Here is a 13,128-nt window from a genome sequence, read left to right as displayed (position 1 = left end):
TCGAACCGAAATGCGGACGCGCGGTATGAGAGCGACACGCCTGACGCTGGTTTGCAGCGGCATCACGCAGAGAATGCGCAAAGCGGGGTTCCCGCTGTTTGACGAGACACTGGAAAAGCGCTCGGTTGAGCTCGCTCGCGCTTTTGGTCGGCAGCTTTCGAACACGAACCGCGCGTTGGTGGCTTCATCGCGACGCGCCCAGCAAACAGCCCATCTCATGGGTCTCCGCGCAACGGTTCACGATGGCTTGCGAGACCAGAACTACGGCGTCTGGGAGGGCAAGACGCCAGATGAGATTGAAGCCGCGCAGCCCGGTTCGCTTGCCGCATGGCGAGCCGATCCCGCCTATAGTCCCGGAGGCGGTGAAGCGCTGACGGAAGTGGCCACCCGAACTGCAGGGTTCCTCGATTCAATGCTGTCGGCAGGCGGACAACTGATAGCGGTTACTCACCCGGCGGTGGTGCGGACAGCCATGATCCACATATTGGGGGCACCGCTAACTTCATACTGGCGAATCGATACCCCGCCAATTTCCTTGATTGGTCTCTATTCGGACGGTACGCGCTGGGTCCTTCGCACGTGCGGTTGACCCCTCATTTGAACCGGAACCCGATAATTTGGACTCATCGCTTCATATGTCGTGTTTCGTGGCCAGCGCTCCGTTTGTCTCGTCGAGCAATACAAGGCCCGCGGAGACGGGACCTGGTCTGTCCCGGCGTCGTATCTGTTCTGAACGATCCGCGAAGGCGGTGCGATATCCGCATGCGGGGCATCAGAAGAGCACATAGAGGGCGTCGATCTTTTCGGCCCGATGCGCTTCGTCGAGACCTTCGAACCGCATGAAGGCGGCCAGTCGCGCCCGCGGCGAAATCCATTGACGGCGTATAGGTGGAGGGCAAGCCGGCATCGGAGGTGCCCCCAGCGCCTAAAATCTCAATACCCAGGCTTCCACTTTTCCCTTGCCTTTGACTTCGATAGCGCCGCGCGGCTCGAAGACGAATTGGTCCTTGAGCCGTTCGTAGACGGGGCGCGTCACCTGAACAGAGTCGGGAACTCCGGCAGACTCCATGCGGCTCGCCAAGTTCACTGTGTCACCCCATAAATCATAGATGTACTTACTCTTCCCAATGACGCCGGCGACCACTGGCCCGCTGTTGACGCCAACCCTGAGCTTCATCGAGACGTTGTGTTCCATCGCGTGCTCGCGGGTAATGTGGACCATGCGGATGGCCATGCGGACCATGCGCTCGGCGTGGTTGGCTACCGGTGCGGGTAGGCCGCACACCGCCATATAGGAGTCGCCCACCGTCTTGATCTTTTCGATGCCGAGATCATTGGCGGCAACGTCGAAGCGCGTGAAGAGTCCGTTGAGAAACATCACGACATCGTGCGGCGGCATTTCCGATGTCAGTGCCGTGAACCCGACCAGGTCTGCGAAGGCGACCGTGACCTCGGCGAAGCCGTCGGCGATCCTCTCCTCGCCAGCGCGCAGCCGATTGGCGATCGGTGCCGGCAGGACGTTGAGCAGCAGCTGCTCGTTCTCGCGGTTCTTGTTCTCTATCACGAGATTCTTCTGGTGCAGATCCTCAACCATGCCATTGAAGGCCGAGCAGAGTTCGCCAATCTCGTCGCGCGTGCGGACCGGCACGCTGGTCGCATAGTCGCCAGCAGAGAAGCGTTTCACCCCGGCAGTGAGATCGCGGAGCGGTCCGAGCAGCGCGCGCGAAAGCCAGGCGGCGATGGCGGCCACCACGAGCAGCGCCAGTCCCCCGACAAGCAGCAGATCCCGGCGGAGTTCCGCGATCGGTGCGAAGGCCTCGGCGCTGTCGATCTTTGCGACGAGAGCCCACTTGACACCGGAAATCGCGAGCGGTCCCCATGAAGCGAGCGTCGGGACGCCACGGTATCCGATGATCTCGCCCGTGCCCTCGACACCGGCGAGCGCGGCACGGGTGGCCTTGGTGTCGGCGCGCTGATGCAGCACTGGTGTCCCGTAGCGCTGAATGGCGGCGATCTCCTCGTCCGAAGCGCCGGCGAATTTGAGGTCGGCGAAGTAGTTTTCCCGGTTCTCGTAGAACGCCCGCGAGCCTGAGCGCGCCAGATAATCGGGTCCGACGAGATAGGCCTCACCCGTGTCGCCGAACCCTTCCTGCCGCCAGCGGCGGTTACCAGTGACAACGTTGTCGATCTCATCATTCGACAGTTGCGCGACCAGCGCGCCGATGACGACGCCCTGGGCAATCACCGGTGCTACCATGAAGGCGATCGGTGCGCCGCCAGATGGCGCATAAAAGGAGAAATCTTCGAGGCAGATGGCTGACGGATCTGCGATCTGCGAGCAGCGGGCGACGGCGGCCGCGACGTTGGTGCGACGGTACGGACCCAATTGAAGGGACGTGGTGAAATCCACCTCCTTCTCGACCGTATAGATCAGGCGACCTGATTTGGGATCGGCAATCATGAGATCGAAAAAGCCGACCGTGGTCGCCGCAGCGCGCATCAACGGATGATATATGGCATGCAGCCTGGTGTATTCGCTTCCGTCGCCGGCGTCGTCGAGAAGCTTGCGCCGCTCCGGCGGGTTGGGATTCTCCACAATGTAGTGATACTGCAGATAGTAGGGGGCACCACCGACCGGCAGGTAGTCCGACAGGGCTGGTTCCCTGCCTAGGGTGCGCGTCATTCCGGGGATGAAGTTCTCAGCGTACCAAACGCCGACCTTCTGCCGCAGGTCAGGCGGCGCGCCTGCCCGGTCGAGTTGGTCGACCGCGATCCGGAACTCGCGTGTCGCATCGACCACCATCTTGGAAGTGGCAAGCAGGCGCAGCTCCGCCTGGATTGTGCGGAAGTAGGTTTCAACCTGGCGCGCCTTGGTCTGACGGGCGGCCGTGAGTTGGTCGAAGACTGCTTTTTCGAGGGCGTCGCGGGCGCGGATGTAACCGAGCACCCCGGTCACCAGGACCGCGGTCGCGCCAAGAAGGACGAGGGTTGTAAACAGCTTTGCGGCCAAGCCCCAGCCCGCGGGGCGGGATGAGCGGGTCACATCTTGAGAAGACATGAGATCTGACATTGCTTTTGCATCACGTCTTCGGGAATAGGAGCGTCGGCGTCGAGTCGGACGGCAAGCCAAGATTGTGTTTCATCTGTTACCCTCTCCCTCGCGTATGCATACCAACTTTACTGCGAGACGTGTGCGGGAATGCGTTGTCGATTTGCCCGTGGCACCGCACGGCGCAGAAGCGTCGCGGTCGCACCGACACCGTCCCCTCGTTCTATCGCTGGGTTTAGCAATTATACTCACCAACTGCATAGCGCCGCACCGTGCGCCGTGCCACCCCGGCGAGCAAACGGTCACGCGGACCATCCGACCAATGCCGCGGGCTATCTTCCTTTGGCTCGGCAGTAGTGCCAGACTGGATGGAGGGAGCACGACATGAGTGAGGCCCGCAAAATTGCAGCGATCCTGGTCTCGGATGTGGTCGGCTACAGCCGGTTAGCCGGCGCAGATGAAGATCGCATCTTGGCACGGTTGCGGGCGCTGCGCAGCGATCTCACCGATCCCACCATCGCTGTTCATCGTGGTCGCGTCGTCAAGCGCACAGGCGACGGGAGCCTCGTCGAGTTCAGCAGCGTGGTGGAAGCAGTGCGCTGCGCGATCGAAGTGCAGAACGCCATGCTTGAGCGCAATGCCGGGGTTCCGGATGATCGCCGCATCGAGTTCCGGATCGGCATTCACTTGGGCGACGTCGTGCAAGAACGCGATGGCGACCTGATGGGCGATGGCGTCAATATCGCCGCGCGCCTTGAAGGCATCTGCGAACCCGGCAATATCTGTCTTTCCGAGCAAGCCTATTGGCAAGTGAAGTCAAGGCTCGATATCGCGATCTACGATCGCGGCGCGGTGCAACTCAAGAACATCGCCGAGCCGATCCGGGTCTATTCGCTGCAGGTCGGCGTTCCCGCCAAGGCCAAGCCCGCGGCACCGGCGGACGCCCTCGTGCCGGAGAAGTCTTCGCACCCGCTCGCGCTGCCCGACAAGCCTTCGATTGCCGTGCTGCCCTTCGTCAACATGAGTGGCGACGCCGAACAGGAATTCTTCACCGACGGGCTGACGGAGGACATCATCACCGATTTGTCGAACGTGTCCGGCTTCTTCGTCATCGCCCGCAACTCCACCTTCGCCTACAAGGGCAAGCCCACCGACGTCCGTCAGATCGCTCGCGATCTGGGCGTCAAATATATTCTTGAGGGCAGCGCACGGCGATCCAACAAGCGGTTGCGTGTCAATGTGCAGCTAATCAATGCGGCCGAAGGCGGCAATCACGTGTGGGCCGAGCGCTTCGACCGCGATATCGCCGACATCTTCGACGTTCAGGACGAGGTCACGCGACGCGTCGTTGAAGCGATTTCTGGCAAGCTTGGTGACAAGAATATTGTTGCCCATTCCCGACCGTCAAATCTAGAAGCCTATGATCTTTGTGTCAGGTCGCGAGGCAAATGGAGTATTTCCAGATCAGACAACAGCGAGGCGCGTTCAGCTTTGGAACGTGCCGTTGCACTCGATCCAAACTATTGCGAAGCGCACAGCAATCTTGCGCTTGCACTGCTATTTGGCTGGGTTGATTGGGGAGAACCACAGATACCCAACCGCGGAAATGCTTTGATGCATGCGCAACGAGCCGTGGAAATCGATCCCGGCGATTCCAACGCTCGCAGGATCCTGGGCTGCGTTCAGCTTTTTGAGCGCAATTGGGATGAAGCAAAATCTCAGTTCGATGCTGCCATTCGGATAAATCCCAACAATGCAGATGCGGTTGCATGGATTGGTGAGCTTCAAATCTACCTGGGCAAGCCGCAAGCGGCGCTGATAGCTTGTGCAGAGGCGCTCCGTTTAAATCCTCATCCACCCGGTTGGTATTTCTGGATCGTGGGAATGGCGCAGATTTCCATCGGTCACTACGAAGAAGCGGTTGTGTCCTTGAGCCGGGAAGAAACCTACGGGACCGGTTCGAGGGAGCACCTGATTGCCGCGCTTGCCCTTGCCGGCCGCCTGCCTGAGGCACAGGAGGAAGCCGGTCTTTTTCTAGCTGGCAATCCAGATTGGGCGATCGGCGAGTTGGCAGCGAACTTGCCCTTTAGGAGCATGAGCACTGCGCAGCCGTTTGTTGATGGCTGGCGTCTGGCGGGCCTGCCAGATTAGGCGGCATAGCAAGGGGCTGTTTTCCAAGGACCTGGCAATTAATCTATGTCGAAAGAACCAAACAGTTGCGACGCTTCTTTCTACAAGCTCCAGGCCAGTTCCTCGCCGTCACGCGCAAGATTTCTACGCCACGCGTGGTTGAGCCGGCCTGGGTTTGACCACGGTGGCGAGTACGATGCCGGCGACGATGAGGGCCGCACCGACCAGATCGTAATCGTGCAAGTCCTCGCCGAGCAGCAGATAGGCGAGTATGGCGACGAACACCGTCTGCAGATAGAGCAACATGCTCGCCCGGCTTGCGCCGAGCGTTTCCACGCTTTTGTTGTAGAGATAGTACATCAAGGCGCCGCCCGGACCTGCCAGATAGGCGAGCGCGAGAATGCTGTGGACGTCCAAGGCGGAGCGTTCGTCGTTGAACAATTCCCAAAAATGGAAAGGCAATGCGACCAGCGCACCGGCGCCGAGCAGCAGCACGACCATCGGCAGGAGTTCGATGCCGAATTTGGCACGGCGCAAAAGCACGGTGTACAGGCCCCAGCAGAACGCGCTGCCGACGATCCACAGTTCGCCGGCGTTGAACTTGAGTTGCAGCAGCGCCGTCAGGTTCCCGTGGGCAACGATGAAAATCATCCCGGAGAGCGCAACCAGCGCGCCAAGCGACTTCCACAGGCCGAGCGGCTCGCCAAGCACGAAACGGGCGAGCACCATGGTCATGACAGGCGACAGCGCCATGATAATGCCGGCCGTGGTGGCGTCGGTGTCGTTGAGGCCATGGTAGATCATACCCTGGCACAGCGTGAGGCCGATCGCGCCCACGGCGACGACCTCCACGGCGCGAGTTCGCAAAAGCCCGATCATCGCGTCGTGATGATGGTGCACAATCGGCAGCAGGATTGCGCAAGCGAGCGTCAGCCGCCAGAAGCAGAGGCCCCAGGGCGGCATTTCAGGCGCCACCCATTTGGCCGCGATATAGACCCCAGCCGAAAGCAGCCAGCACAGGACGGCGGTCGGATAGCCGGTCAAGGAGGATACGGGCCCGACCACGGGTTGCGCGGCTTGATGCGCTATCGGCATTGCCTGCATGTCATGCTCTCCCCTTCGATGACGTCGGCCCGTGGGGCAATATAGCCTGCGTCGTTGGGTCGTGCATTCGTTTTGAAATGATGGGGTCGAAAGGGAATCTGCGCTCGGCCGCCATATGTCTTTCGAGGGAGCGTAGAGGCTCTTTCCCGCACCATCCTCAGCGGGCTGCAATCACAGGGTCTTGCGCGGTCGCTCTCACAAAATCAAACAGTGCCGGCGTCTGGGCGTGTCGGGTGGTGTCTTCGAGAAGATTGGCATCGGGGCTGGAGTCCTTGGTCTTCTCGATCTTGCCGGCGAGCACATCCTGATACAGGCCGGGGACCCGGGTCTCGGCATAGGTCAGCCATTCCTTCATGGTGACGGCGCCGTCACCGTCTGTGTCGGCAAGCGTGTGCGCGCCGGTGCCGGCCGTCAGCCCCTCCTTGAGCGCGTAGGTCAGCAGCCCCTGGCCGAGAGAGCCGCTCTCCAGGGCAACGTCGTCGGCCTGGGTGGCCGCAAGGATGCGCATGCCCTTGTCATAGGCCAGTTGACCAAGCCCGTGATCGCCCATCGGACCAGGCTTGAAGCCTTCCGGCACCCCCGCCGCGGAGTGACAGGCGTCGACGATCATCACCATCTCGCCGGCATCGACATCGCGCAGCCACGCCGTCAGTTCCTCGCTCGAGATCATTCTGTCCAGCTTCGTCAGGTCGTTGCCCGAATCCGACGGCAGGATGTAGAAGCGGCCCTGCTCGTTGTGGCCATGACCGGAGAAGGCAAGGATCACAACATCGTCCGGCGTCGCCTTCGCCAGATGGTCGATGACCGGGCCGATCTCCTGCCGCAGCCGCGACCGTTCCACCTCCCCCTTGCCCGCCAGAAGATACAGCACCGCCTGGATGTCGGCCTTGCTGGCGTGGTCGACCGCGGGGATCTGTTTATCCCCTTCCGTGCGCGCGTAGTCGGTGGTCAGCAGCACCGGCACCACGTCGTAGCCCTTGATTCCCCGCAGCGCCGTCTCGATCGCCCTGGCGTCGGCCACGGCGAAGTTCAGCCGCAGTGCTTCGTTCTCGTACTCGTTCACTCCGACCGTCACCACATAGGCCCGCGGCTTCGCCGGAACGGCTATGTCCTGCGGCACCGTGTAGCTGTCGTCGGTAGCTGTCGCGCTCTTCACCCGGTCCTCGTTGAACCCATAGGCCGTGAACGTCACCTTCTTGCCCTTGTCACCGCCTGCAAGCCGGACCGGGAAGACGTGCCTCGCCAGGATCTTTCCCGGCGTCATCGCCACGCGCGAAGCGCTGCGCCACGCATCAAGATCGTCGCCGACCACCGCCGCATCGTCCTTCGGCTCGGGCCACTGGCCCACCAGTTGCCCTTCACGGAACAGCCGTAGGTCGTAAATCCCGGTGCTCGTCTTGCCATTCGGCTGTGAGGCATCTTCCTTGCCCGATGCCTCAACCTCCACCAGGGCAACATCAGGTGTCGGCCCCGCCTTCACACTCACAATCCGTACATCCGGCTGGATCCGATTCAGCGAGGCCAGCGGCCGTACCGGCTTGAACGCGTCGGCGCACGCGTTCGCATTCTTTCCGCTCGCCTCAGCCCCATGGCACGCCAGCAGCCGGCCAAGCAGGTTCGGCTCGTAATAATCCCGCATGAATATCTCGGGCAGAAGGGCCTTGAAGGGATCATCGCTGACCACCCAGCTGACCAGCGGCATGGACTCCAGGGCCGATGAATCAAATCGCCCGTCAGCGTCAAAGCTCATCCAACAAGATGTCGGGACCGAACGATCCGCCTGCCCATTGCCAGCGTGGCTGCCCTCCACGTCGCTCCGGCAGGTACCCTCACGGCCAAAGACGATCGTCTGCATCAGCTTGCCGCTTGGAATGTCCCATATTTTCGCGGAGCCATCGTCACTTGCCGAAACCAGCAGCGTTCCGTCGCCGGACACGTTCAGTGAAGAAATCCTCGCGACGTGGCCAAAGAAGGATCGCTCGACCTTGCCGGCGACATAGTCGAAAATTGCGATCTCGCCGTCATCCTTGCCGAATGCAAGTCGCCTGCCGTCCGGCAGAAACGTCAATCCCAGCAACGGGATATCCACGCTCTTGAGCTTCTCCCCCGTGCGTATGTCCAACAGGCTGAAACCTTCTGCAGGACTGACCACCGCAATCTTCGAACCATCCGGTGAAAACGCCACGCCTCCGATGTTGGTCGACAAGCCAGCGAGATTTCTGATCCGCTTTCGGTTTCCTGCATCCCAGAGCGAGATCGTTGCCTTGGTTTCGTCCGAGACTGCGATCATGGCTCCGTCGGTGGAGACGGCGATACAACGGCGTCTGTCGGCGGCACTCTCGTCCAGCATAAGCCGAGCACGAGAGTCCAGATCCCATATCAACACGCGCCCCGCGCTGTCGGTCGTCACCAGTTGATGGGTCTTGGGAAGGAACACTTGAGCCCCGTTGCATCCACCGTGATGGTCCAGATTACCTTTTTGAAGGCGTGAACCAATTTTTGAGTCGACGCTCCAGAGACGCGTATCGCTTTTTGAATCGACAACCAGGAGTTGACCGTCCGAGGACAAGGCGATGGATCCCGAATATATCGGCCCATTGCCCAGGTTCTCGAACACGCCTCGGCCATCGTCGTCGCGCCATAGCGCAACCGGGCCTGCCACGGGAGCGAGTATCAGGTGGTTTCTGGAGGGCCGGAACGCCGCAGACCCAATTGGATCGATCGATGCGCCGACGATCTCGTCGCCCTTGTCGGAACCGGCGCTCAGCAAAAAAATCGGAGAGCCGTTCGATCGCAGCCCGACCGCCAGAAGCGATGGTTGCGCAGGCGAGAAATTGAGTGAATCGAGGTCGCCGTCGACGGGAACGGTGCGCAGAAGCCTAAGCGTGCTCGCGTCCAGGAATTCAACAAGGCCCATGCGGTATCCGAGGGCTACGTAGTGCCCATCGGAAGACATTGCGGATTCCGTCGGCACGTTCTTTCGAACCGGAACTCTGGCCAGGACGTGGTTGCTCTGGTCCCTGATCGACACGTCCTGGGACGTGGTTACCAGTATCTTGCCGACACTGTCCGAGAACGACACGCTGGTGGTGTCATCCCCCAGATCAACCTCTGTGTCGTTGCCGCGCCTGGGGTCAAGGAACAGGACCCTGCCGGGGCTCCATGATATGGCCGCCCATCCAGTTCCATGGCGTTCGATCTTGCCGTAACTTATGTCGGGCGTCTTGCGGTAAAAGATCGGCTTTGCGACCGCAATGTCAAATATCTCAATGCCGCCCTCCTCGACGAGGGCCACCTCTTTTCCATCAGTCGAGATCGCAATCGAATAGATCGCCTGGTGTTGCGTCGCGTATTCCTGCAGCACTCGACCGCCCTTCAGGTCCCACAACAGAAGCCGCCCCTCATCGTCTCCTGTCACAGCGGTCAGCCCGTCGTCGGAGAAGCCAAAAGCACTCACGTGCACTCTGATCGAAGCGCTGCTGTTGCTGCCGTCAATAACGCGCAAAAAACGTCCGGTGTCCGCGTCCCAGAGCCTTGCTGCCGGCTCACCATACCCGCCACCTGTGGCCAGCAGCTTGCCATTGGGTGAGAACGTCACGAACGAAGCCTCCTGCGGCCGCAGGTTGGGCACCAGGGCAGCGAAATTGTCTGGGCCGCGACTACCAATGTCCTGTGCAAAGGCGGCGCCGCACAACACCGAACAAATCAGGAAAAAGTACAGGACCTCGAAAAATACCCGGTGTGGTCTCATGCGCAGCCCTCATAGAAAGCTGTCGCGGCTTGCCGCGAACTCTCTTTGCAACTGGGTCGGGGCAGTCGTCGCTTGCCTTCGAAGATCGACACGCCCTACGCCGCGCGACGCGTCGCAGCGTAGGGGCGCCGACGATGCTCTCGCTATAACCCGTTGCGCGCTACTGCCTCCAGAGTCGGCACGGATGTGGAATGATGCATCCTAGTTTGCCGTCTTTTCGGCAACAACATCGATATTGAGAGGCGACAGATCCTCACCCGGTATGGGCGCCGGCTTCGGAACCGGCTTTCCATCAAAGAACACCTTAATCTCGTCTTTGCGGCGGTTCTTCAATCCTACCAGTTCGACGCCTGCCGCACGTGTCCATCTGAGGAGCTGTTCGGGGACCCGATCAAACTGCTTTTTCTTGACGACCGCGAGAAGGGTCGAGGTCTTGAAGTTGTTGCCGCCAACATTGAAGGTAAAATCGACAAGCGCGGCATAGGCGCCGTCGTCGATATCTTTTGGCACGGCCAGCTGCACAGTGATCTGGGCCTTCGACATGTCCTCGATAAGCAGCTCTTCACCGCGCTTTTTCGAGATGCCTTTCAGGAACTCCACTTCGTTGCCCGTACCGTCGCAGTTCTTCTTCTTCAGGAGATGGCCGTAGCCGACGGTGCAGTAACCAACGGCATCATTATAGCGCTTGGGGACCCACCCTTCCCATTTCTTGGTCAATTCAATGCCGAGCCGGTATACCTTGCGCAATTCCACACCCTGCGGCAGTACATCCTTAGTGTCTTCCAGGAGGATGCCCGGCGCATGCTTGTCCTTGAGGGTTTTCACCGCCTGACCGGCTTGGACGTGCGCGATCGAGACTGTTGCCACGCATAACGCCAGAAGAACAGCCTGCGACCAAGGCTTACGCTTGAACCCTTGCCCGTCCGATCGTGCTTTCTTGAAAACTGTCATTGTCTGTCCTTCTCCGACTTGCCGCGTTAAGGTTGAATTTCAATATCCATCCGCATGGTTGCCCAGGAATTCAGATCAATATCCGGAACCTGGGCGGAGTCCCTGAAACCAGGATTAGAGAGCCCAGCGAGAAGCCAGCCAAGCGGGCCGGCATCTCTGGGTTCTATGCCCTGCTGCTCGAGGAAATGGACGTTGACCGGCGAAGTCGTCGCAAGCACCAGATAGGATTCAAGGCCGGCGGGCGGCCCGACCTTCAGTGGCGGTTTTGTGCTGATCGTGACGCCAGCCTGCAATTTGTCCCCTGATCCACCATCTCCCAAGACATACACAGATCCGCTGCTCCCCAATCCGATAATTGAATAGTAGAGATCTTGTGATCCTGTATTTGTGAGGCTGAAGCGAAAATATTCTCCCTGCTTCATCGGCTCTATGCCCGATGACACCACCGGAGCCTCGCCCTCCACGCTTGTCTTGCCGTTCTCGGTCTTAACTGTCACACGGACAAGAGAAACCCTGACCGCACCTGCCAGCGGGGAAACGCTGTTCGTCAGCCCGCGCAGGTTTTCCTGTCGGGCTATCTTCTCGAGAGCACCCGTAATGCCATCGACGGCGGCACCGTCGTCCTTTGCCGAAACCGTGTAGCCATGCATGGCCCCAACCTGGTCTCGCGGTGTGATGTAGTAGACCTTGTCGCAGTCGGGGCTGAGCGTTTTGCGTTCCTCCATCGGAATAAGCTTGCCACCGTTCAGGCACCCCATGGCGATCACCATCGTCGCCTGGCCTAGATCCTGCACTGGCCGCACCAGCGCATTGTCGCGAAGTCGATCAGCGAGCGCTGCCTTTATCGGCAGGACCGCCGCAGCGATGCCCAGCTCTGGAGGTGGATCGGCAATAGCCACCGCAATCTTTTGCTCAACGGAATAGGGCGAGACGATTCGAACTTTCGACGCAGTGGTCACAGGCTCGTTCGGGGCTTTGACCAGTTTGGCAACCGAAGTCGCGATGTCGGACGAAATCACGACCGCGTTCGCGATCTTGCTGTCCTCACCGACCAGCTTGGTTGCCTTGCTGGAATACACGGCCATGATTGCTCCTGGTTGAATCCCCTGTGCCTGGCCAACTGCGACCGAAATCTGGTCCTGCGTCACACTCGTGACCGAAATGAAGGGGGGCTGGCGGGTTCCTATTCCGCCCAAAACCACCCTGTCGAAGTCTCCTTCCGCCTGTGGATGCTGGGATGGCGCACGTTTTTGGACATACCTCTCGGCTTGCATCACTGCCTCGCGATAGGTCAGCTGTGGAGATCGCTTGAGCGTCTGGACCAGATAGTAGGTCAGCAGCCCATGATACTGCGAACCCGATGCGGTAGCGACAAGATCCTCGTTGGACACTTCATCGGCCCGGGACCCTTCGACGATCGAGTATGAGCGGCCTGAATCCGCGATCGACGCATCCTTGCCGTGACGCTCAACAGGCGCATCCTTCAGCAGCCTACCGTCCAGCGGCGCCATTCGGGCAGCAAGCGTGGGCTCTTTTGAAATCGTGCCTGAGTGGCAGCTGTCAAAGATCAGCACGATGTTATGGGAGTATTGCTTGAGCTGGGTCAGCCAGGCCTCGATTTCATCGTCGCGTATGTCGGTGCCGCCCGGACCACGGCTGTCCTGTGCAACGATGGTCTCATCATAGCCATCGCCCTCGTCGCCATTGTCATCGATGGCCAGGGAGCCGTGACCGCTGAAATAAAACAGGAACGTCGCATCCGGATGCGCTTTTGCTTTCTCGATCAGTTGATCCGCAAATGCCTCTCGAATGCCGGCGTGGGTCGCCTGGGCGTCCAGCAAAACCCGGTAATGATCGCCGTCGTCGGGAACGCCGTAGGTGCCGGTCAGCAGGTCCTTCACCAGGGCAACGTCGTTTGCGGTTCCATGAAGGTCCGATGCGTTGTAGGCGGAGCCGGGCGTCTTTGCGTAGCTGTTTATGCCAACAAGGAGCGCGAACACACCCGGTTCCTCGGCGAATACGACGCGAGGACACACCAAGAGAAGCAAAGCCACCAAAAGCGCCCGGCAATGCCGCTTGCCTACTGTGAACATCGTTTCGCTCCAGAGACCACAAAGACCTGGGCAAGGCAGCCCGTTATTCG

Annotated in this window: 7 protein-coding genes; 2 read left to right on the top strand and 5 right to left on the bottom strand. The window is 60.2% G+C overall.

What is annotated here, in order from left to right; genetic code table 11:
• The first annotated feature begins 25 nt into the window (after positions 1–25).
• Complete coding sequence (locus CGZ66_RS00200) at positions 26–589, top strand: histidine phosphatase family protein (RefSeq protein ID WP_167391927.1); 564 nt, start codon at positions 26–28, stop codon at positions 587–589.
• A 336-nt stretch (positions 590–925) separates the two neighbouring features.
• Here CGZ66_RS00200 and CGZ66_RS00195 read toward each other — a convergent pair whose 3' ends face one another.
• Complete coding sequence (locus CGZ66_RS00195) at positions 926–3,010, bottom strand: adenylate/guanylate cyclase domain-containing protein (RefSeq protein ID WP_095080343.1); 2,085 nt, start codon at positions 3,008–3,010, stop codon at positions 926–928.
• 423 nt (positions 3,011–3,433) lie between these two features.
• On the opposite strand from CGZ66_RS00195, the gene CGZ66_RS00190 reads away from it, so the two are divergent.
• Entirely contained in the window at positions 3,434–5,200 is a 1,767-nt protein-coding gene (locus tag CGZ66_RS00190; protein ID WP_095080342.1) for an adenylate/guanylate cyclase domain-containing protein, read from the top strand.
• 123 nt (positions 5,201–5,323) lie between these two features.
• Here CGZ66_RS00190 and CGZ66_RS00185 read toward each other — a convergent pair whose 3' ends face one another.
• The 4 genes from CGZ66_RS00185 to CGZ66_RS00170 form a co-directional block, all read right to left on the bottom strand.
• Positions 5,324–6,283 (bottom strand): DMT family transporter, encoded by a 960-nt coding sequence (locus CGZ66_RS00185; RefSeq protein WP_095080340.1) that lies wholly within the window; start codon positions 6,281–6,283, stop codon positions 5,324–5,326.
• Positions 6,284–6,440: 157 nt separating this feature from the next.
• Positions 6,441–10,034, bottom strand: a complete 3,594-nt coding sequence (locus CGZ66_RS00180; RefSeq protein WP_095080339.1) for a caspase family protein — start codon at positions 10,032–10,034, stop codon at positions 6,441–6,443.
• Between the two features lie 201 nt (positions 10,035–10,235).
• Complete coding sequence (locus CGZ66_RS00175) at positions 10,236–10,985, bottom strand: lysozyme (RefSeq protein ID WP_095080338.1); 750 nt, start codon at positions 10,983–10,985, stop codon at positions 10,236–10,238.
• A gap of 26 nt (positions 10,986–11,011) precedes the next feature.
• On the bottom strand, positions 11,012–13,078 hold the full coding sequence (locus CGZ66_RS00170; protein WP_095080336.1) for a caspase family protein: 2,067 nt from the start codon (positions 13,076–13,078) through the stop codon (positions 11,012–11,014).
• Positions 13,079–13,128: the final 50 nt, after the last annotated feature.

The organism is Mesorhizobium sophorae (assembly GCF_002270415.1).
GTDB lineage: Bacteria > Pseudomonadota > Alphaproteobacteria > Rhizobiales > Rhizobiaceae > Mesorhizobium > Mesorhizobium sophorae.
The sequence above is the reverse complement of the archived record's forward strand: the minus strand, read 5'-3'. Positions and strand labels throughout refer to the sequence as shown.